Annotated in this window: 19 protein-coding genes; 7 read left to right on the plus strand and 12 right to left on the minus strand. The window is 39.4% G+C overall.

Annotated elements, in window-relative coordinates; translation table 11 throughout:
* Nucleotides 1-516: 516 nt before the first annotated feature.
* From Q0064_RS12405 to Q0064_RS12420, 4 genes are all read right to left on the minus strand, one after another.
* Complete coding sequence (locus Q0064_RS12405; RefSeq protein WP_298148533.1) at nt 517-816, minus strand: type II toxin-antitoxin system RelE/ParE family toxin; 300 nt, start codon at nt 814-816, stop codon at nt 517-519.
* Nucleotides 806-1,042, minus strand: a complete 237-nt coding sequence (locus Q0064_RS12410) for a hypothetical protein (RefSeq protein ID WP_298148534.1) — start codon at nt 1,040-1,042, stop codon at nt 806-808. The genes Q0064_RS12405 and Q0064_RS12410 overlap by 11 nt, the downstream gene beginning before the upstream one ends.
* Nucleotides 1,043-1,508: 466 nt before the next feature.
* On the minus strand, nt 1,509-2,216 hold the full coding sequence (locus tag Q0064_RS12415) for a geranylgeranylglyceryl/heptaprenylglyceryl phosphate synthase (protein ID WP_298148535.1): 708 nt from the start codon (nt 2,214-2,216) through the stop codon (nt 1,509-1,511).
* Entirely contained in the window at nt 2,213-2,842 is a 630-nt protein-coding gene (locus tag Q0064_RS12420; protein ID WP_298148536.1) for a 4'-phosphopantetheinyl transferase family protein, read from the minus strand. The genes Q0064_RS12415 and Q0064_RS12420 overlap by 4 nt, the downstream gene beginning before the upstream one ends.
* Before the next feature lie 126 nt (nt 2,843-2,968).
* Here Q0064_RS12420 and ahcY point away from each other — a divergent pair, with 126 nt between their 5' ends.
* Nucleotides 2,969-4,285 (plus strand): adenosylhomocysteinase, encoded by a 1,317-nt coding sequence (ahcY, locus tag Q0064_RS12425; RefSeq protein ID WP_298148537.1) that lies wholly within the window; start codon nt 2,969-2,971, stop codon nt 4,283-4,285.
* An 847-nt stretch (nt 4,286-5,132) separates the two neighbouring features.
* On the opposite strand, the gene dinB is transcribed toward ahcY, so the two are convergent.
* The 8 genes from dinB to Q0064_RS12465 form a co-directional block, all read right to left on the minus strand.
* Nucleotides 5,133-6,197 carry a DNA polymerase IV gene (gene dinB, locus Q0064_RS12430; protein ID WP_298148538.1) on the minus strand — a complete coding sequence of 355 codons (1,065 nt, stop codon included), beginning with the start codon at nt 6,195-6,197 and terminating at the stop codon, nt 5,133-5,135.
* A gap of 69 nt (nt 6,198-6,266) precedes the next feature.
* The gene (locus tag Q0064_RS12435) at nt 6,267-7,058 is read right to left on the minus strand and encodes a hypothetical protein (RefSeq protein ID WP_298148539.1); all 792 of its coding nucleotides are present in this window, start codon (nt 7,056-7,058) and stop codon (nt 6,267-6,269) included.
* 433 nt (nt 7,059-7,491) lie between these two features.
* Nucleotides 7,492-8,115 carry a hypothetical protein gene (locus tag Q0064_RS12440; RefSeq protein ID WP_298148540.1) on the minus strand — a complete coding sequence of 208 codons (624 nt, stop codon included), beginning with the start codon at nt 8,113-8,115 and terminating at the stop codon, nt 7,492-7,494.
* Complete coding sequence (locus tag Q0064_RS12445) at nt 8,112-8,780, minus strand: hypothetical protein (RefSeq protein WP_298148541.1); 669 nt, start codon at nt 8,778-8,780, stop codon at nt 8,112-8,114. Before Q0064_RS12445 ends, Q0064_RS12440 begins: the two co-directional genes overlap by 4 nt.
* A complete protein-coding gene (locus Q0064_RS12450; RefSeq protein ID WP_298148542.1) occupies nt 8,781-8,921 on the minus strand; it encodes a hypothetical protein in 141 nt (46 codons plus the stop codon).
* A gap of 181 nt (nt 8,922-9,102) precedes the next feature.
* The gene (locus Q0064_RS12455; RefSeq protein ID WP_298148543.1) at nt 9,103-10,218 is read right to left on the minus strand and encodes an aspartate kinase; all 1,116 of its coding nucleotides are present in this window, start codon (nt 10,216-10,218) and stop codon (nt 9,103-9,105) included.
* The gene (locus Q0064_RS12460; protein WP_298148544.1) at nt 10,199-11,206 is read right to left on the minus strand and encodes an alpha/beta fold hydrolase; all 1,008 of its coding nucleotides are present in this window, start codon (nt 11,204-11,206) and stop codon (nt 10,199-10,201) included. Before Q0064_RS12460 ends, Q0064_RS12455 begins: the two co-directional genes overlap by 20 nt.
* 143 nt (nt 11,207-11,349) lie before the next feature.
* A complete protein-coding gene (locus Q0064_RS12465) occupies nt 11,350-12,648 on the minus strand; it encodes a PLP-dependent transferase (RefSeq protein ID WP_298148545.1) in 1,299 nt (432 codons plus the stop codon).
* Nucleotides 12,649-13,536: 888 nt separating this feature from the next.
* Here Q0064_RS12465 and Q0064_RS12470 point away from each other — a divergent pair.
* From Q0064_RS12470 to Q0064_RS12495, 6 genes are all read left to right on the plus strand, one after another.
* Nucleotides 13,537-14,262 (plus strand): DUF6577 family protein, encoded by a 726-nt coding sequence (locus tag Q0064_RS12470; protein WP_298148546.1) that lies wholly within the window; start codon nt 13,537-13,539, stop codon nt 14,260-14,262.
* A 25-nt stretch (nt 14,263-14,287) separates the two neighbouring features.
* Complete coding sequence (locus Q0064_RS12475) at nt 14,288-14,557, plus strand: hypothetical protein (protein ID WP_298148547.1); 270 nt, start codon at nt 14,288-14,290, stop codon at nt 14,555-14,557.
* Nucleotides 14,558-14,625: 68 nt separating this feature from the next.
* A complete protein-coding gene (locus tag Q0064_RS12480; RefSeq protein ID WP_298148548.1) occupies nt 14,626-16,854 on the plus strand; it encodes a DEAD/DEAH box helicase family protein in 2,229 nt (742 codons plus the stop codon).
* A gap of 1 nt (nt 16,855) precedes the next feature.
* Complete coding sequence (locus tag Q0064_RS12485) at nt 16,856-17,065, plus strand: hypothetical protein (protein ID WP_298148549.1); 210 nt, start codon at nt 16,856-16,858, stop codon at nt 17,063-17,065.
* Nucleotide 17,066: 1 nt separating this feature from the next.
* Nucleotides 17,067-19,253, plus strand: coding sequence for an AAA family ATPase (locus Q0064_RS12490; RefSeq protein ID WP_298148550.1), 2,187 nt, complete (start codon nt 17,067-17,069; stop codon nt 19,251-19,253).
* Nucleotides 19,253-19,729, plus strand: a complete 477-nt coding sequence (locus tag Q0064_RS12495) for a hypothetical protein (RefSeq protein ID WP_298148551.1) — start codon at nt 19,253-19,255, stop codon at nt 19,727-19,729. The genes Q0064_RS12490 and Q0064_RS12495 overlap by 1 nt, the downstream gene beginning before the upstream one ends.
* Nucleotides 19,730-19,744 lie beyond the last annotated feature (15 nt).

Below are 19,744 nucleotides of genomic sequence, written 5' to 3' on the forward strand. Positions count from 1 at the left end.
CTTTAAGATCGAAATAATCTGTTCCTCTGAAAATTTTGATGTCTTCATACTGTTTTTCTTTTAAAAGGTTAATTTAACTCTATTTTTAACCTGTTCAAAAAAACCAGCCACTTACCAAACCTTTCACAAATCAAACTGATCCCGTTTATGTTTTAAAATGAGCCTAGATACAACGGCACATTGTTTTTCGTATCACTCACTCCCGCCAGCACGTACTCCGGATCGTAATAATTTCCGAAATAAAAAGCAAACCGCCTTACAACACACTCATTTTGAGAAGATTTGTAGCAACGTTTGTTGGGTTACTTGTTTGGTATTTGGTAATTTTGTAGCGTGGGGCAATACGTACCGGCGGGGGTGAGTTACATTCACTATTTCGTAAGGTTTCGCAGCGGAACAACGTAGACAATAATACCTTAGCACTACCCTACCCTTATTTCCTTTAACGATTAGGGATCCTTTGGTATTCTCATAGCGCAGTTATTCTTCGGTAACGTAGTAAATCTGAAAAGCGGCTTATCTACCTGAAAAATCTAAATCACCGCGTTTTGAAAACTGAATGGCTAGAACTACAATTTGCTTTTGATCTTCTAAAACCTGATAATGCATATGATAAGGAAATTGATGTAAGTTGTGCATTCTAACCTCCTTGTACATAATATCGTTACCATAAGGATTCATCGAAAGGTATTTTTCTGCTTCGCCAACACGTGCAATAAAATCATTTGCGAGTTTTGATGAGATTTCCTTGTAATACGAAACTGCTTTTTTAAAATCGTCTTTTGCAAGTGCTATGTAAACAACTTTATAGCTCATTGTTTAACTCTGCAACCATTTGGTCTAAATCAAAAACAGCAGAAGGATTGTTGCGATAGGATTCTAGCCGATCGTCTAGCATTTTCTTAGTCTGTTCCGAAATTTCCGGCATATTTTCCGACATGGGCAAAATAATTACTTCAACTCTGCTAGCTCTAAAACCATCTGGCAGCGTTACTTGAAATGAATTATCTTTAACATCTATAAACTGTCTGATCGCTTCCATATCGCTTTTAAGTTAAAAACACTTGGGTGAAAAAGTCAAGTTAATACAAAAATAGCACTATTTTCCACGCATTTTGTTTACCCATGTACGATTACTGTTTTTATTGTTTACTAGCTTCGAAATTGTGTGGCATTTTACACCCGATAGCGCGGATTTGAAATCTTTACCTTAAAAATCTTTCCCAACGCTTCTTCGATAACGTCTCCCCGCAGCCCCGATTACCTTCGGTCAGTTCGGCTTGCAGCCTCGGGTGTAGTGAAAAGCCCGCAAAGGACAAATGCCTGTTTGGGCTGACCTGTTTGGGCGACTGAAAGAAGCCACAAACAAGACATCGCCAAAACGGCATTTGTACTGCGGACTTGCAACGAATAGCGGGAAATGCTGCCCAAAAACACATTTACGTACTAACACTTCAAAAAACGTCAACGCAAGTGCTTATAACGTTTGAATATAAAATTCTCTTGATTTAAAAGTCCGAAAACGCCGTCTCAAACGCGGTTCCCACAACAACCATCGTAGCGCCCGCACGATACGCCGCTTCAAGTGCTGCTATACTGCGAATACCGCCACCAACCACTAAGGGTAAATCGACCGTTTTAAAAACCTGCTCGATAACCGACTCCCGTACCGGCACAGCAGCTCCACTACCGGCTTCTAAATACAGCAACTTAAAGCCCAAAAGCTGCGCCGCAAAAGCCGTATCGATAATTAACTCGGAATTTTCTTGCGATAACGGCAACGTTTCCGAAACCCGCTGCACCGCACTCTCGTTTCCACCGTCGAGCAATAAATAAGCCGTTGCCAATACCTCGTACGGCGCCTGTCGCAAAACGGCGGCCGCTCGAACCTGCTGCCCAATTAAATACTCCGGATTGCGGCCCGAAAGCAAACTCAAAAACAATAATCCGTCGGCGGCATCCGATAACTGATCGCTGTTGCCCGGAAATAAAATCACAGGTAAATGAGTACGTGCTTTCAAGGCACGAACAAGCGTATCGGTGGCTGGTCCGCTACCGGTGCTTCCGCCCACTAAAAAGTGTGTCACAGGCAGCGACTCGATGCGCCGAAAAAAATCAGCCAGTTCCGCCGCGTCTTGCTTCTCCGGATCTAATAAAACGGCAAGCAATCGCGCACCCGACCGCCTCGCGGCAAGCAATTGTTCTAAAATATTCATGAAATGTAGGTAGCAACTACCAGTTTGTAATCGGCAATCGATTCAAAATAAATCGTAAAGCCGGTTTGTTGTCCGTTAAAATCGAGCATAGCCGTGGTTTCCTGATCGTCTAACGAAAATTTCGAAACGGCAATATGATGATTAAAGCTAATTCCAGGCTCGTTCACTACCTTGAAAATCGCTTCTTTCACACCCCAAATTACCGTGAGTTTGTCTAAGTAATCGGCAGCCGTAGCGTCTAAAAACCAAGCTTCGTTTTTGGTGAACTTGTGCGCTATGCGTCCAACCACAGGTTTAACGAGTTCTATGTCGATTCCCACCGGAACCTCTGCCAAAGCAAGCGCCGAATATTTTGCCGAATGCGTAATTGACACCTGTACACCGTCGGTTAACAACGGTTTTCCTGTTTCGTGGTAATACAAATCGGAATCAGTATAGCCGCTTGCTTCCAATAACTTACGAATCGACAAAAATCCTTTTTGGTGCACCGTCGATTTCATGCCTTCAAGCCGTTGTTGGCTTTTCTGCGTAAGCGTGTGCACCGCCAAATCGGATACCGACTCGGTAATGTCCCAAACCGAAACGCGAATATTCGATTTATAATTAAACGTACTGTATAGAGGCATTTGAAATCAATTCGTTATTTATCAATTGCTTACCGTAGTAAACAAGTCTTAAATTTTCACCAAATTCGACAATTTCCAAAGGATTATCGTACTTTTGCGCCGAAAAATTATAGACAAAGATAAAAAATGAGTACTACCACTATGCCGTATGTTGCCTACAAAGTAAAGGATATTTCGCTTGCTGCCTGGGGCCGAAAGGAGATCGAGTTGGCGGAAGCTGAAATGCCGGGTTTAATGGCACTTCGCGAAGAATATAAAGATTCACAGCCGTTAAAAGGCGCACGTATCGCAGGATGCTTGCACATGACTATTCAAACTGCTGTATTAATCGAAACCTTAATTGCACTTGGTGCCGAGGTTACTTGGTCGAGCTGTAACATTTTCTCAACACAAGATCAGGCTGCTGCGGCTATTGCTGCTGCCGGAATTCAAGTGTATGCTTGGAAAGGAATGGATGAGGAGTCGTTCGATTGGTGTATCGAGCAAACGCTTTTCTTCGGCGAAGAGCGCAAACCACTTAACATGATTCTCGACGATGGCGGCGATTTAACCAACATGGTATTCGATCGTTACCCAGAACTTATCGCAGGAATCCGCGGTTTGAGCGAAGAAACTACAACGGGTGTTCACCGTTTGTACGAGCGCGTGAAGAATGGTACGTTACCAATGCCAGCAATTAACGTGAACGACTCGGTTACAAAATCGAAATTCGATAACAAATACGGCTGTAAAGAATCGGCTGTAGATGCGGTTCGTCGTGCAACCGACATCATGTTGGCTGGAAAACGCGTAATTGTTTGTGGTTACGGCGACGTTGGAAAAGGTACTGCGGCTTCATTCCGTGGCGCTGGTTCTATCGTTACTGTTACCGAAATCGACCCAATTTGTGCGCTTCAAGCAGCAATGGACGGTTTCGAAGTAAAGAAATTAGATACCGTAATTAAAACTGCCGATATCGTAATTACTACCACTGGAAACAAAGACATCGTTGTGGCGCGCCACTTCGAAGCCATGAAAGATAAAACCATCGTTTGTAACATCGGTCACTTCGACAACGAAATCGACATGGCTTGGTTAAACGAGAACTACGGGCATACGAAAGACGAAATCAAGCCTCAGGTTGATCGTTACAACATCAACGGTCGCGACATCATCATCTTGGCCGAAGGACGTTTAGTTAACTTAGGCTGCGCTACAGGCCACCCAAGTTTTGTAATGAGTAACTCGTTTACTAACCAAACTTTGGCACAAATCGAGTTGTGGAACCACGCTGATCGTTACGAAAACAACGTGTACATGCTTCCAAAGCACCTCGACGAAAAAGTAGCAGCTTTGCACTTAGAGAAGTTGGGCGTGGAGTTAGAAACACTTAACGAAGAGCAAGCGGCTTACATTGGGGTTACACCTCAAGGACCGTTTAAACCAGAATACTACCGTTACTAGTTCGCTAGATAACCGCATTTATAAAGCCGTTTCAAAAACTGAAGCGGCTTTTTTATTTGGGGAAAAATGAAAATGAGTGGAATTATTTGGGCGCGCCGGCAATCGATTCGTCGCTTCGCAAAAAAAGTGCAGCCGTCACGTGTTCCGTTCTATCTTTTTTGCATACAAATAGTGGAAATACCGTAGCGCAAAAAAGGATGCCACTCCACCCGTTCGCGCGGGAAAGTTCCATTATGGAAAAAAGTAAATTCCAATAGATATAGGAAAGGAAAAAGGTAAAAAAACCCTTTGCGAACTTTGCGTAAATCTTCGCGTCCTTTGCGGTTGCCTTCGATAGGCTCAGGCGCCGAGGGAGCACAATGTTTCTCAAAGTTTTTCACAATGTCCACAACGCCGCCTCCGACCCGATCACGTACTAGCTTTTTAAGCGCACAGAAAACACCGAAGCTCACAGAATTTTGCGCAATAGGGTACCGTTGATGAAAACACAGAACGTGTCAAACCACCAAAAAATCCTACCATCCTTCTACACGCTCAGGTTCCAACGATACGTGGGTTAAGTTGGGCAAAACGATACGTTAAATGGTGAACGTCACAATCCCGATAGCTATCGGGACTATTTTCTATCCCGATGGCTATCGGGACTAGCTTCTATCTTCTAAATAAGCCTTCGACACGCTCAGGCACCAACGAATTGCGGGTTAGGCTGGGCAAAACGACACGTAAAATGGTAAACGTCGCGAAGTCTTAATACTTAATACTCCCATCTTAATACTAAAACGATTCGTAAAATGGTGAACGTCACGAAGTCTATCCAGACAGCAATCGGGACTAGCTTCCCCTAAAATCAAAAATCAAACTTCAACTGAATCCCAACCGATTTCTTCTGATCAACATTCAAGTTGCTTACCGAAATGCCTAACAATCGAACCGAGTCGCGCAGTCGTTCCTGATACAACAACTCTTTGGCAACCTGAAACAAGGCGCTCGCCGTCGACAAAAAATGAACACCGGTTTTCGAGCGCGTTTGCAACGTAAAATCGCTGTATTTGATTTTCAACGTAACCGTCTTACCCGCTAAATCGTGCTTCTTTAAACGTGCCGATAATTCCTTAGCAATAACTTCCAACTTGTCGATCATAAACAACTCCGACGTTAAGTTGGTTTCGAATGTGTGCTCCGTGGCAACCGATTTCTGCGTACGTTCAGGCATTACGGGCGATTCGTGAATGCCGCGAACAATCTTGTAATAATCGAGTCCTGGCTTGCCAAAATGCGTTTCTAAAAACTCGGCCGACTTCCCCTTCAAATCCTTGCCCGTAAATATCTGATGACTGTACATTTTATCACGCGTCACTTTTCCAACACCGTAAAACTTCCCAATGGGCAACTCTTCCAAGAAAGTCTCAACCTGTTCGGGCGCAATCGTATATTGGCCGTTGGGTTTGTTGTAATCGGACGCTACTTTCGCCAAAAATTTATTGATTGAAATGCCCGCCGAAGCCGTAAGCTGCGTTTCCTCGAAAATACGTTGCCGAATTTCAGTGGCCAAAAGCGTAGCCGAACCTTGGTTGACTTTGTTTTGGGTAACGTCGAGATACGCCTCGTCGAGCGATAACGGTTCCACTAAATCGGTGTATTGAAAAAAAATCTCGCGAATCTTGGCCGAAATTTCCCGATACCGATCGAACCGCAAGGGAACAAAAATTAGCTGCGGACACAAGCGCTTGGCCAGAACGCCCGAAATAGCACTCCGCACACCAAATTTTCGCGCTTCGTAACTCGCCGCCGAAACAACGCCCCGAACCTCGTTTCCGCCTACAGCAATAGGCTTTCCGCGCAACTCCGGAAAATCGAGCTGCTCCACCGAGGCATAGAACGCATCCATATCAATGTGGATGATTTTTCGCATGTGGTAAAGTTAGCGAATAGACCTTTAAAGAAAGACGCTACTTTGGTCGAAATAGACAGGTTTTTGGAGTTAATTCGATAAAATCTCCAAATATAAATTAACGTCGAGTAGTTCATTTTTTGAAAAATGTTCCGAACAATCTCGAACAAATGAAGTGGTAGCGTTTTTTGTTTTCGACATTAAAAATGAAATGTTTTTTTTATAATTTTCGTGCTCGGGTATTTTTAAAAGCTCAATCGAAAAGGTGTAAATATCATTGGGATTAATCTCTAACATATCCGTTTTCACAACGAAATCTTGCTTTCCTTTTTTAACAACGATATGTTGAATATCACTCCATAAGACTTTCCTTGTTACTGCGTTAGTTATTGCAAATTTCAAATCGGCTTCTAACTCAGAAGAAATGTAAGCCTTCAGCACTATTCCCGACAACGATTTGATTTTTGTACGAAATGTTCTCGTTAATTTCTGATTTTCTAACAAAAGAAATGTGTACTGATCCGGTTTTAGCTTCTCAATTCGATTTCGCTTAAACCTTGGTGGAGATTTATCAATAAACACTTCTTCTAATTCGATTACTTTTGGAAGTAAAAAAACTACAGTATCGCTTCTTCCTGATACACGAACATCAGTACGCTGAAATAGGGTGCTTTCAACACTAAATTTTGTTTCGCTCTTGACGACTAAATAATCCGTATTCGTTTCTGAATCTGTTTCGTTTTTATCGAACGTTAGTTCTAAATCTTTTATTTGGATCAAATCCGAATTTAGTGCGTTTTCAAAATAGACTTTGACCTGCGCTGAAGCAGTAGCAGCAAGAAACAATACCGTAGTTAAAATTTGAATTTTAGTAACCGACATAGATTCAAGGAGCTCGTTGATAAAAATATTTAAAACTCTTCACTTACCATTTATCGCCTCTTGCAACGAAGCTCAGAGCCGACAATTCAAAAGTTCGTTCGTGCCTTCACTACAATCTAATCTCAAAAATCGAGCTGCTCCACCGAAGCATAGAACGCATCCATGTCAATGTGGATGATTTTTCGCATGTGGTAAAGTTAGCGAAAGCTTTTAACCTGAGTTCGATTAAAAATCTTTGTCAGAACGCCAGAAATTAACAAATTATGAAATCAAACAGCTATTAAAAGTAACAACTTACTAGCACAGGCATTTACCGCGAAACTTCTCCAACACCAAAATAAAGGAGCATTTCGAATGGCTTTACAAGAACGAAATCATTCATAAAAAAACCGCCTCAGATTATGAGACGGCTTATATTTGAAATAAACTGGAATCAGAATTTAGCTCTAATCGTCGGTGAAAGCACAAGCGATTCTATACCATCAATCGAAAAGTAGATTCTAGCCTTTACTCCCGCGTCTAAAAAGTTATTAAGTGGCCATAAATAATCACCTGAAGCAAACAAACCTAAATTATCGTCTCGATTTTCCGTTTGAGAAATAGTATAAACTATTTGATTATCAATCACTTCTGTTGTAACCGTGTTGTAGTTCTCGCGAAAGTAGAAGGCCCCGAAGGTGAATTGGAATTTGTTTGAGAAGACCTTTCTGAAGTGAATATCGTAAAAATCTTTTTGATACAAATTGTTGTAATCACTTAAAACCAAACCCGTCTGACCGGAACCTAAATCGCCATTGAAATTAATAGTATTTTGATGCTGTTGCCTAGCAAAACCTACACCAAAATAACGGTTTTTCGGCAACTTCATATCCACTTCAAAATTCACAAAAGTGCCTATCTGAGGAAATCCGAGATTAATTGGCGAATCTGGCTCGTCGTAGTTTAAATCGGTGTACGCCAAGCCATATGCAACACCAACATTTATCTTTTGCGCCTGACATAGCTGCGCAAGTAGCCCGAAAACGCTCAGAGTACAAAAGAAAATATACTTCTTCATAGGTCAAATCTTTTTCCGAATAACAAACTTAAATTGTAATTACCTGCATTAACTGGACTTTGTAAACTTTCGTAATCATCATAGATTTGAAGATATGAAGCATTCAAACCGACAAAAAATGCACGCGACAAGTTTAGGTGAAATTGAAAGCCCAAATTGTAATAGAACTTATCGATGGTTTGCGTTTCTATCCGACCATCAAAATCTGTAATTTGCTCGCTGTCTGGATCGTACTCAAAGAACTCCAAAACATATACACTTGATTCAGATACCAAATAACCGCTTCCTAAAAAACACGAAAACACAAACCTCTGATTGTTTACAAACTGATGGTGCATCGCAACTCCTAAGCGCTGATATTGAACCATTGACCACATCGATGCTTGTAAAATAGTACTACTTGTTTGCGAAAACATAAATTCTGATAAAGCTCCCGTATCGGTTAAAAACACCGGCATATTATTACTGTAGCCGTATTCATAAAGAGCTTCACATGCAAACGATTCGTTTAATTTGTGATAAAAACTAAGTCCAGTGGATATATTTTGTGTGTTTACATCCTTATCTGCAAACCATGGCCGGCCAACTGATATAGCTAAACTGCTAGATTGCGCGTAACCGCAAAGTGGTAATACAACAAGCAATATCAATTTTAGATGCTTCATCTAGTTATTTGTATCGATATAATATTGTTTAAAAGAAAAATCTACAATTTCCAATCGCTTTACGTTATAATGAATCCCGTTATCAACTACTTGACTTTGAGTAGTGCCTAAACCAATAATTTTGGCTAAAACTTGTCGCATTGAAAGCGCAGTATTAGCAAAAATTTGCTGGTGAAAAAGCTACTACTCATTTAAGATGCGTTTCTAAAATCGATTCTATTTCGATTTGCCGACAATGCTCTTAATTTTTTTGATGAACTTTTAAAAATTTTATTTTTCCTTCTAACAAAGGTATCAAAAGTGAGTTCACTTTTATTTACTACTATACTAAAACTTCATTTGCTTTCACCTTAACTCGCTGCTTCACCGTTTCGGCAATCTGCAGTAGGTCGCTTAAAACACCACGCGCCGTTACTTCTTTTCCGGCTCCGGCACCTTGCACCACCAGCGGATTTCTACCATACGATTCGGTGTAAATTTCAATCAAATTGTCGGTGCCACGCAATTGTCCTAATGCCGACTCGCGTTTCACAGCCGTAAGCTTTACTTGAAATCGGCGTTTTTCCAAATCTAAAAGACCCACAAAACGCAAAACTTCATCGGCTTCCAACTCTTGTTTGCGATCTTCTAAATACCGGTTTAAAGTTTGTTTGTTCGAACGATAGTCGGTTTCGTGCAGCAAACGCGTGAGTGTTTCTCCAAAAATGGGTTCAATCGAAATATCGTCTAATTCCAAAGGCTCTTGCAGTTCGCGCGCCAAAATAAGAAGCTTACGCGCAACGTCGGTGCCCGATAAATCGTCTCGCGAATCGGGTTCGGTGTAACCGTTTCGTTCTGCGTCGGCTAAAATCTGTGAAAACGGAAACGGCTCTACCGAAAATCGGTTAAACATATAACTCAACGATCCAGAAAAAACGCCCTGAATGCGCGTTATTCGTTCGCCGGCTTGATACAAATTCCGAATGGTTTGAATAATCGGTAAACCCGCGCCGACGTTGGTTTCATACAGAAATTTTCTGTTTTGTTTCGCCAATTCGCTGCGCAATAAATTGTAAAAATGTAGGTCGGCTGTGTTCGGTTTCTTGTTGGCTGCAACCAAATGACAGCCGTGTTGCACCAAAGGCAAATAGCGACTAAGCATTACATCGGATGCAGTAACGTCAACGGCAATCAAATTTTCAAGCGGCGTATTTTTCAGAAAATGGAGAATGTCATCAAATTCGTACGGAATCGATGAGCGTTTGAAATCGGTTTCCCAAGCCTGCTGCAGCGCTTCGTTTTGAAACAGCACTACTGTTGAGTTGGCTATGATCGGAAAGTTGAACACAACGCCGTTTTGCTGCTCCAAAAAATCGCGCGATTCTTGAATCTGCTTCAACAACGTACTTCCAACATTTCCGATTCCAAAAAGCAAAATATTAATGGTTGTAACTGACATACGTGTTGGTTTTCTGTGTGTGAAAAATGGGGTTTAAAATCTGCGAAAGCTGTTCGTTTTCAATCAAAAAGGCATCGTGACCGTGCACCGAATTTATCTGATGTAAAAAAATGTTTTCGCGCTTTGTTTTCAGAATCTCGAAGGTTTTGCGGTTTTCTGCAGCGGTAAAAAACAAATCGGTGTCAACCGCCACAATGTGAATGGCAGCAGTAACGTTGCGAATAACCTGAAGGAAATCGGCGCGCTCTTTGGTGATGTCGTTTGTCTTTAGCAAATGATTCATCAGTTTGTAAGCCGATAACGTAAACCGATTTTTCAGTTTGATTCCGTGGTTGAGCAACCAACGCTCGACTTGAAATACCGACGGTTCGTTGGTGCGCGTTCTACTAAACCGCTGATTTATCGATTCGGGCGTACGGTACAACAACATGGCGTGTAGGCGCGCATCGGCAATGGGGTCGTCGGAATTGTTTAGAATTTGGTCTTGAATAAGTACTTGCGCAATAACCCAATCGGTAGCTTTCCAATCGGTAGCAATCGGAATTAAATGTCCGATCGATCTCGGTTGCAACACGGCCATTTCCCAAGCAATTGCGCCGCCCAGACTTCCGCCAATCACAGCAAAAATGCGTTCAATGCCCAGCGCATGCAAACCATTCCAAAACAATTGTGCGATGTCGCGAACGGTAAATTGCTTGTATTCGGAAATTAAATTCGCGGGGTTTTTATCGTAGCCGTTTCCGGGAATGTTAAACGAAATCACGGTAAACGCTCCAGTGTCTATCGTCTTGCCCAAACCTACTAATTCACTCCACCAACCATCCGGACCGCTTACGTTCGAATTCCCCGTAAGGGCATGATTTACCACAACTACAGCTGCGGTTCCTAAAGTTTGCCCAAAAACCTGATACGTAAGCACGGGCTTGGCGAAGGTGTAGCCGTTTTGTAAACGCAGGTCGGCAAGCGGAATACTAAATAAATGTGCCATAACTCTAATTTTTTATCGAAACACAGGAATCTTTTCGCGGTTTTGACGTTCGAGTTTTGGTTTGTTTAACTGCCCTCCGCCACAGTGGGGAGGACAGTTGCACAAACAAACAAAACAAAACCTAATGAATGAATTAGCTAAATTTATACGTGGGCGGTTTGAGGCGCCGTAGCAGCAACCAGCGCTTGTTCGATATCGGCTTTTAAGTCGGCGAGATCTTCCAAACCAACCGAAACGCGTATCAAATCGGGTGTTACACCGGTTGTGCGTTGCTGCGCTTCGGAAAGTTGCTGGTGAGTGGTGCTGGCTGGGTGAATGATGAGCGATTTCGTATCGCCAATGTTCGCCAATAACGAGAACAGGCGTGTCGAATCCACAAAACGTTTTGCACCTTCAAAGCCCGACTTTAAACCGAAAGTTAAAATACCGCTTTTGCCTTTTGGCAAGTACTGTTCGGCCAGCGTTTTGTACTTCGAACTTTGCAAGCCAGGGTAATTTACCCAAGCTACGGCCTCTTGTTGTTCGAGCCATTGCGCCAAAGCCAAGGCATTTTCGCTGTGTTTTAAAATGCGTATCGACAAAGTTTCCAAACCTTGAAGCGTCTGGAACGCATTAAACGGACTCAGTGCTGCGCCAAAATCGCGTAAGCCTTCAATCCGCACTTTGGCAATAAACGATGCGGCACCTAAAGCTTCGTAGTATTTTAATCCGTGATAACCTGGCGACGGCTCGGTGAATTCAGGAAATTTGCCGTTGCTCCAATCGAAGTTTCCGGCATCGATAATCACGCCGCCTAACGAAGTTCCGTTGCCGGTGACGTATTTGGTAAGCGAATGAATCACGATGTTGGCGCCGTATGCAATCGGATTCAAGAGATACGGCGTTGCCACGGTATTATCCACGATAAACGGTACTTGAAATGCCGCGGCGCGATCGGCAATGGCGCGTAAATCGAGCACGTCGAGTTTTGGGTTTCCGAGGCTTTCGGCAAAAAAGGCGCGGGTATTTTCTTGGGCGGCGCGGGTAAAATTCTCTGGATCTTCTGGGTCTACAAAAGTGGTGGTAATGCCCAGGCGCGGCAAAGTAACGCTCAGCAAATTGTAGGTTCCGCCGTAGAGGCTGTTTGAGGCCACGATATGATCGCCGGCGCGCAGCAATACGAGTAAGGTGGTGGCAATAGCGGCCGTTCCCGATGCGGTAACTACGGCGCCAATTCCGCCTTCGAGTGCGGCTAAACGCTGTTCGAGCACGTCGTTGGTAGGGTTGTTAAGGCGGGTGTAAATAAAACCGGCTTCGGCCAATCCGAACAAGTTTGCGGCGTGATCGGAGTTGTTAAACACGTACGAAGTGGTTTGGTAAATAGGCACGGCGCGTGTTCCAGCGGTTTTGTCGGTGTCGTGTCCGGCGTGCAATGCCAAGGTTGAAAATTGGGTTGTACTCATGGATTTAGTATTTAAAAATTAGAATTACGAGCAAAAAAAAAGTCCTTTTGGAGTGGTTTACCAAAAGGACTTAACGTTTTAAAGCAATGCTTTATCAGCTGTCAAGACATAGGTAAACCCAGACGATTGTGCTACACATCATCCACATCATGCAACAACATGACATTGAGTTTAGCGCGGTATTTCTGGTTTGAGCTGACATTTTAAAAAATTGATTTTTGAACAACGAGAATAAAAAAACCTCTGCGGTTGGGCAGAGGTTAACTAAGTTTATGCGAGATCTTACAATCATGCCATAGTGCACCTCCGCGGATTGCTCCACATCATACAACAGCACATCATTGTTAGATTTTTCATGTCGGTTATTTCTGAGTGTAAAATTGCTGGGTGTAAATTGAAAAACCAAACATTTTTTGATTTTTAACAAATGATTGGGTTTCGCAAGAAATTTTTAAAGAACACAAACCGCTGTAATACAAATAATTGTACTCTAAAAATTTAACATTTAGCTTTCGTTATTATTTAATTGGGCGTTCCCGCCGCCGCTTTTAGTGAAATAGTAAGGTGCGGCGGGCGGTCCTTTCGCTGCTAGTCCGCAAGTATTTGTGCGCAAAACTACGGCACAAACGGGGCTTCTTAGGTCGCCCGTTTGTTTGTGTTTTGCAGCCCACCTACTTTTACGGGCTATCCGCTGCAGTACCTAACGCGGATAAGACTGGCGATATTTCGTTGAAAAACCGAGTTTGAACGGTTGATTTGGACTTTTAAACATCAAGCGCCTTTTCTCGCAAAAATCAATAGGTGCATATTTTTGGCAAAGATTTATATTTTTTGCCGAAATTATACATTTGTATTTTTCACGTATATTTGAACTTTCAAAGGAGTAAAATGGGTACAGCTATAGAAAATAAGGTAAAGTTATATTTCGGCAATATTAAAGTATTAACGAAGGATAAACTTGTTGCAGAATTGCGAAAGGACTTTCCTACGTGGACGAATAATACCATTAATACAAACTTGTATCGTTTAAAGAAAAACCAAGTACTCAATACGCTAACCAGAGGAGTTTACACATTGGAACACCGAAAAAATTTTCAACCAAGAGCAGATGCTAAATTGAAAAAAATAGCCTCGAGAATACGAAGAAATTACCCTTTTGTAGATTATTGTGTGTGGAACACTTTGTGGCTAAACGATTTCATGTTGCATCAACCGTTTAAAGGAATTACGGTTGTTGAAGTAGAAAAAAGTGCCGTTGAAGCGGTTTTTGCGCTGCTGAGTGTTGATTTCAAATACGTATATTTAAATCCAGATCGCGTGCTTTTTGAGCGATACATCAATTCAAAAGAGGAGGTTATTATCGTAAAGCATTTAAATTCGGAAGCGCCTACAATCACAGATCATCATATCGTTTTCCCCACGCTCGAAAAATTGTTGGTAGATATGCTAATCGATGAAAATTTATTCTCTGCACAACAAGGAGAATTAGATTATATTTTTAAAACAGCATACAAGAAATTTACAATTAATGAATCCAAAATGAAGCGTTATGCTGCACGGAGAAATAGAGAAGAAGAATTACAAAAAAGAATAAAAACAACTTTGGCAAAATAAATTATTTTTTGCCAATATTATACAAATGATTAATAACGAAACCCATACTATCGATTGGATTCTTAGCTTAAGAAATAAGTTAGGAAAACGCATTGATCCCAAATTAATTGAAAAAGTAATTTGGGCATTAACCTTATTGGAACAACTTCGATTGAAAGGTTTGAGTTTTACATTCAAAGGAGGTACGGAAGGCGGTTCTTTCGCTGCTAGTCCGCAAGTATTTGTGTGCAAAAATAATTTTACGGGCTATCCGCTGCAGCACCTAACGCGAGGGGGATATATTCTTCACATGTAAAAAACGTTTTCCAAAACTGTTTATCGTAAGGTTCAAAGCTGTATATTTATTAAAAATTTTTTTGAGTAATGAGCTTTAAAAGTGTGCTATTTCCAAAGACTTTAAAAATAAGTTCCTCTGGTGAAATGATACCGCTTGAATTTTTTGGCGAGGTGATACCATTAGCTAAAAAGATACAGTTTAAGTTAGGCTTTTTTAGCTCTAATTCTATAAGCACTCTGTCGTATGGTTTTGCACAATTTATCTACAATGGCGGAACCATAGATTTTCTCATTAATCACTTTTTATCGGACGGCGACTATAAACTGATGAATGATGGCATCTTTATCGATGAATCGTTTTATGACTCGATTGAAGAAAAAATTCTTCGCGACTTGGAGCGCCTCAATGAGGTTTTGACCAAAAAGCAAGTGAATCACTTTTACAATTGCTTGAGATACCTGATTGACAACAACCGTGTTACAATAACGCCAGTAACTACCAAATCTGGTGAAATTTCACATTATAAAGAAGCTTTATTTTGGGACTACGACGACAATGTTATCAACATAATAGGTAGCTGTAACTTTACTTACAAGGGAATTGCTTGTAATGGCGAGAGCTTTCTGATAAATCGTTCTTGGGGAGAAACTGCAGAGCGAGCAAATATTGAAAATGAGATATTAGATTATGAAAAGATGTTTCAAAAACAGTCGGATGCGTTCATCTACCTCAAACCTGATAAACTTATAAATATTGTTTACGACAATTCTGTTTCTCTAAGCGAAAAAGACCTGCTCCAAGAGGAACTCGACCTTATAGAGGCTGAGAGCAATGAAGCCACCGATGAAGTAACTAAACTAAAAACCGTTAACAAAAAGCTACAACAAAAGTTTGAAGAGAAAGTTACTGAAATGCTAAGTAAGCCAAGGTTTCCGCGACCAAATGAACCAAGGCCTTATCAAAATGAAGCCTACAAAAACTGGGTAAATAATAATTTCACGGGGATATTTGGTATGGCAACCGGTACTGGTAAAACCAAAACTTCTCTAAATTGTGTACTAAATGAGTATAAGAAAACCAACAGTTATTATGCTTTGATTTTAGTGCCATCCATTGCATTATTAAATCAATGGGAAGAAGAGGTTGTTGAATTTAACTTTCAGAATATTTTAAAAATTGGTGGCGGAAATTATTGGGAAAAAGAATTCTCTAATTATGTGAGTAATTTTAGCGCAGGTATAAAGACAAGTTTAGTGATCATTGCGACCTATGCCAGTTTTACTTCGTTAAAATTTCAAAAATATTTTAATAAAGTTGAAAATGAATTTATCCTAATAGCAGACGAGGCTCATAATATGGGTGCAAAAAATATAAAAGCTGCCGTAAAGAATTCGCAAATTCAAAGGAGAATTGGATTGTCTGCTACTCCAAAAAGAGTGTACGATGTTGAAGGCACAGAATTCATAGATAAATTCTTTAATGACAAAGAGCCCTACACTTATAACTTTTCAATGAAACAAGCCATGGAAATGGACTTCTTGACAAACTACAAGTACTACCCTGTATTAGTAGAATTAAATGAAGAAGAGCTTGACAATTATATCGAAATTTCGAAAAGACTCCTGAGATATTTTGATTTCGATAAGGGTGAATTTAAAAAAGATCCAATGGTTGAAAAATTATTGTTACTAAGAAAAAATATTATTCATAAAGCAAACAATAAAATTAAGTGCTTCAAAAATATACTTATTGAGCTGAGGCAAATGAATAAAGTAAAGTATATTTTCACATATATTCCAGAAGGATATGTTTATGATGAGAACGGTGGTTCTGAGCGAATGTTAAATAAATTTCTTTTAGCTGGTCATGATGTTCTTCCGAGCTTGAAAATGAATTCATACATTGCTGAAGGGCAAAATTTAAATGATTTACTGAGAGGGTTTTCAGAAGGTAAAATAGACATGTTATTTGCGATGAAGATGTTAGATGAGGGTGTTGATGTACCAAGAGCTGAAGTTGGAATTTTTGCTAGTAGTACAGGAAATCCGAGACAATTTATCCAACGTAGAGGTAGATTGCTGAGAAAGCATAAAGATAAACCGTACGCTACAATATTTGATATGGTTGTAGTGCCAAGATTAAATGATAATAATGCTGAACTTTTTAACATGGAAAGGAATTTAGTGCATAATGAATTGCGGAGAGTAGGCTATTTTGCAAGCTTAGCTCTTAATTTTTATGATTCCAAACAAGCTCTTGAACAAGTTTGTTTTAAATATAATTTAGACTTAGATACTATTATAAACGAACTATAAAATGGATAGAAATCAAATATTAAAGGAGATTTTAGCCGATAAAGAACTGTGCGAAAAGTACAAAATCAAAGAAGTAAGCAAAATTAATACAACACCTCCTTACAACAACAAACTAGTCGAGGTTCTCGCAGTTATCATAAATGAAAACGATAACAATCTCAGCGAGAATATGATATACAAAAAGATTAAGAATATTCACAACATAGGATAACATGGCATCAATTATTAATAAAATATCCTTTAGAAATTTCTTCAATTATTATGGGGAGTATGATGAAAATACAACTTATGAATTTGAAGAAGGAGTTAATATTATTGTAGCTGATAATGGTGCTGGAAAATCAAAATTTTTCAATGCCTTTTTGTGGCTTTTTTATGATCAAATCCTGGATTCTGATGACAAGATTAAAAAGAATGTAAAAGATGTCGCTGTAAAGATCATCTCAGACAAAGCAAAAAATGAAACTGCTATCGGTGATAGCGTTGAAACAGGAATTCTAATTGAATACTCCACTGGATTATGGAAATATCAAATTACTAAATCTTTTACTGCTACAAGAATTCGAGAAAATATAACCTCTTATGATAGTTGGCAAGTTATTATAAATGATGTTGAAGTTAGTCAAACTGATCATGTTTTACCAAAGTTTAAACCCGTTTACGATGCAGATGAAAAAAATAGCATTATTAAGAAATTGATTTTACCTAACCTCAGACAGTATTCATTTTTTCAAGGTGAGGAAGTAGATAGTATTATTGATTTCGGAAAAAAATCTAGTATTGAAGAAGCTGTTCGAACATTGACAGATATCAGTAAATATGAAGAATTGGTAGAATTGACAAAAGCATTTAAAGTTAAAGCGGAGAAGGATTTGAATAAGCAAATTCAAACTGGACAGGAGCATAATGAACGACTTGATAAGGCTATTAAACTGAAAGAGGAGTTTGAAAAGAGTTTAGAAAATGATGAAATTAAACTTAAAGAGTTTGAAAATTTATATGATTTCGCTGAACAAGAAAAAAATGAATTAGAGCAAAACTTTTCAAATGCCGAAAAGCGAAATGAACTCGACTTAAAAATTAAAGAGAAAAATAGACGGGTGAATGAAGCAGCAGATGAATATAGTTCATTTCTGGAGACATTAAATAATCGATTTTTCGATGGAAACTTTTCTTGGATATCTCTTGGTTTTGAAGATGTCGAAACTGAATTTCAAGAGAAAATTCAAGCTTTTAGAGAAATTCATTATGAAAAGAAAGCTCAAAAAAATAGAGGTGAAAATCCTAATCAGCATTTTCATTTTTTACCGTTGGATTCACCCGATAGTGTTTCTTTAAAGAATATGATAGATAGAGAACACTGTTTTATTTGTAATCGAGAGGCAAAAATTGGAACACCAGAACACGACCATTTTATTAAGTTAAAAAACCGTGCGGTTGATTCTAAAAAAGATGTTGAATTTGTAAAAAATAATCTGGAAGCATTCTTCGGTGGGCTGCAAATAAATGCTCAACCATTCTACAATAAAATAGAGAGTATTGAAGACAGTATTTTAAAAACGAGAGAAAAAGAAATACATCTAAATGAACGATTAACCAAGTTAAAGAATGAGCTAAAAACTTTAAAGTCACAACGCAAAGATTTGTTAATTTCTGGAAATGAAGACGACGACCCGCAAGTAATTATCAATAGATACAAAGGTGCTATTAAACGAATTGAACAATCATCATATCAAATAGAAAAACTTAAAGATAGTATTAGGCAACTAAAAACTAAAATTCAAAATACCGAAAAAGAAATACAGTCTTTAAGGCCAGCTGATTTACCCGAGGGCTATCTTCTGAATTACGAAATATGTAATGATTTGGCTACTGCTACAGAAAAAGCAAGAGAAAGAGTCTTTAATAACATGATTAACTTGTTAGAGAAAAATGCAAATCATCACTTCCAAAACTTAATTAAATATAATGAACTTGCCGGAGGTAAATTAAAATTTGATAAAACACCATCAGGCGCTATTGAATTCAATTACACAGATAACAAAGGAAATTTGGTTGCCGGCGCAGCGGAAGGATTTCAAAGAATGAAAAAATTCTCGGTTGTTATGGCTGTGATATCTGCAAATACAACAAAATACAATTATCCATTATTGGCAGATGCTCCATTATCAGCCTTTGGGTCAGCATTTACGGAGGGTTTTTTTGAAGCTACAGGGAATGTATTTCCACAATCAATTATTCTTGTAAATGACTTATATGACAAAGAAGATGATATGAAATTGAATGATCTAGGCAAAAAAATCATCAAAAACAGTCTTGTAAAAAGAGTTTATGTAAATCAAGTACCCCAAGGTGTAGACCAAGTAGAGCTAGTAACTACTAGAAAAAAGATAAAGTAATGACAAGTCAAGAATTTAAAGCGTCTATACTTATAAAAAGACCGCGCTACGCAAATAGTAGAATACCCTTGATTGAGGTGTTGGCAAACAAAGGAAGTAGATCTTCTGAATACAGCCAATTTGGGCCTATCTATGAGTTATACATTTATGCATTCATGTTAGGCATAAAGAAAAATTTAAAGTTACCCTTACCTCCAAGAGATTTAACAACAGATTTTATGGAGATTGGAAAGTGGAAGAGAGATAGCTCATTAGTAGATTTCCTTTTGATGATTATTTTCACTAAAAGCGACGAAATTAGATTTGATTGGAATGATTTGGAGGAAATGGATGAAGCTGAATTAAACCACGTTATAAGTAAAATAATCACCTTTATTGAAGAATATGCAAATGGAGGGCTTGAATACCTGCATGGATTATTGGATAGAGGGGAGTTGGAAAACTCACATTATATGTTTATTGATTTGTATAAATAGGCTAAAATAGATTAT

Origin of the sequence: Flavobacterium sp. (assembly GCF_027490375.1) — a bacterium.
Taxonomy (GTDB): Bacteria; Bacteroidota; Bacteroidia; order Flavobacteriales; family Flavobacteriaceae; genus Flavobacterium.

Bases quoted from the DNA above. Each gene is read 5' to 3' on its own strand.
- Q0064_RS12465 (WP_298148545.1), bottom strand. From the start codon at position 12,648: ATGAGTACAACCCAATTTTCAACCTTGGCATTGCACGCCGGACACGAC.
- Q0064_RS12455 (WP_298148543.1), bottom strand. From the start codon at position 10,218: ATGTCAGTTACAACCATTAATATTTTGCTTTTTGGAATCGGAAATGTT.
- Q0064_RS12475 (WP_298148547.1), top strand. From the start codon at position 14,288: ATGATTAATAACGAAACCCATACTATCGATTGGATTCTTAGCTTAAGA.
- Q0064_RS12420 (WP_298148536.1), bottom strand. From the start codon at position 2,842: ATGCCTCTATACAGTACGTTTAATTATAAATCGAATATTCGCGTTTCG.
- Q0064_RS12470 (WP_298148546.1), top strand. From the start codon at position 13,537: ATGGGTACAGCTATAGAAAATAAGGTAAAGTTATATTTCGGCAATATT.
- dinB (WP_298148538.1), bottom strand. From the start codon at position 6,197: ATGCGAAAAATCATCCACATTGATATGGATGCGTTCTATGCCTCGGTG.
- Q0064_RS12435 (WP_298148539.1), bottom strand. From the start codon at position 7,058: ATGTCGGTTACTAAAATTCAAATTTTAACTACGGTATTGTTTCTTGCT.
- Q0064_RS12405 (WP_298148533.1), bottom strand. From the start codon at position 816: ATGAGCTATAAAGTTGTTTACATAGCACTTGCAAAAGACGATTTTAAA.
- Q0064_RS12415 (WP_298148535.1), bottom strand. From the start codon at position 2,216: ATGAATATTTTAGAACAATTGCTTGCCGCGAGGCGGTCGGGTGCGCGA.
- ahcY (WP_298148537.1), top strand. From the start codon at position 2,969: ATGAGTACTACCACTATGCCGTATGTTGCCTACAAAGTAAAGGATATT.
- Q0064_RS12485 (WP_298148549.1), top strand. From the start codon at position 16,856: ATGGATAGAAATCAAATATTAAAGGAGATTTTAGCCGATAAAGAACTG.
- Q0064_RS12480 (WP_298148548.1), top strand. From the start codon at position 14,626: ATGAGCTTTAAAAGTGTGCTATTTCCAAAGACTTTAAAAATAAGTTCC.
- Q0064_RS12440 (WP_298148540.1), bottom strand. From the start codon at position 8,115: ATGAAGAAGTATATTTTCTTTTGTACTCTGAGCGTTTTCGGGCTACTT.
- Q0064_RS12490 (WP_298148550.1), top strand. From the start codon at position 17,067: ATGGCATCAATTATTAATAAAATATCCTTTAGAAATTTCTTCAATTAT.
- Q0064_RS12460 (WP_298148544.1), bottom strand. From the start codon at position 11,206: ATGGCACATTTATTTAGTATTCCGCTTGCCGACCTGCGTTTACAAAAC.
- Q0064_RS12495 (WP_298148551.1), top strand. From the start codon at position 19,253: ATGACAAGTCAAGAATTTAAAGCGTCTATACTTATAAAAAGACCGCGC.
- Q0064_RS12410 (WP_298148534.1), bottom strand. From the start codon at position 1,042: ATGGAAGCGATCAGACAGTTTATAGATGTTAAAGATAATTCATTTCAA.
- Q0064_RS12445 (WP_298148541.1), bottom strand. From the start codon at position 8,780: ATGAAGCATCTAAAATTGATATTGCTTGTTGTATTACCACTTTGCGGT.
- Q0064_RS12450 (WP_298148542.1), bottom strand. From the start codon at position 8,921: ATGCGACAAGTTTTAGCCAAAATTATTGGTTTAGGCACTACTCAAAGT.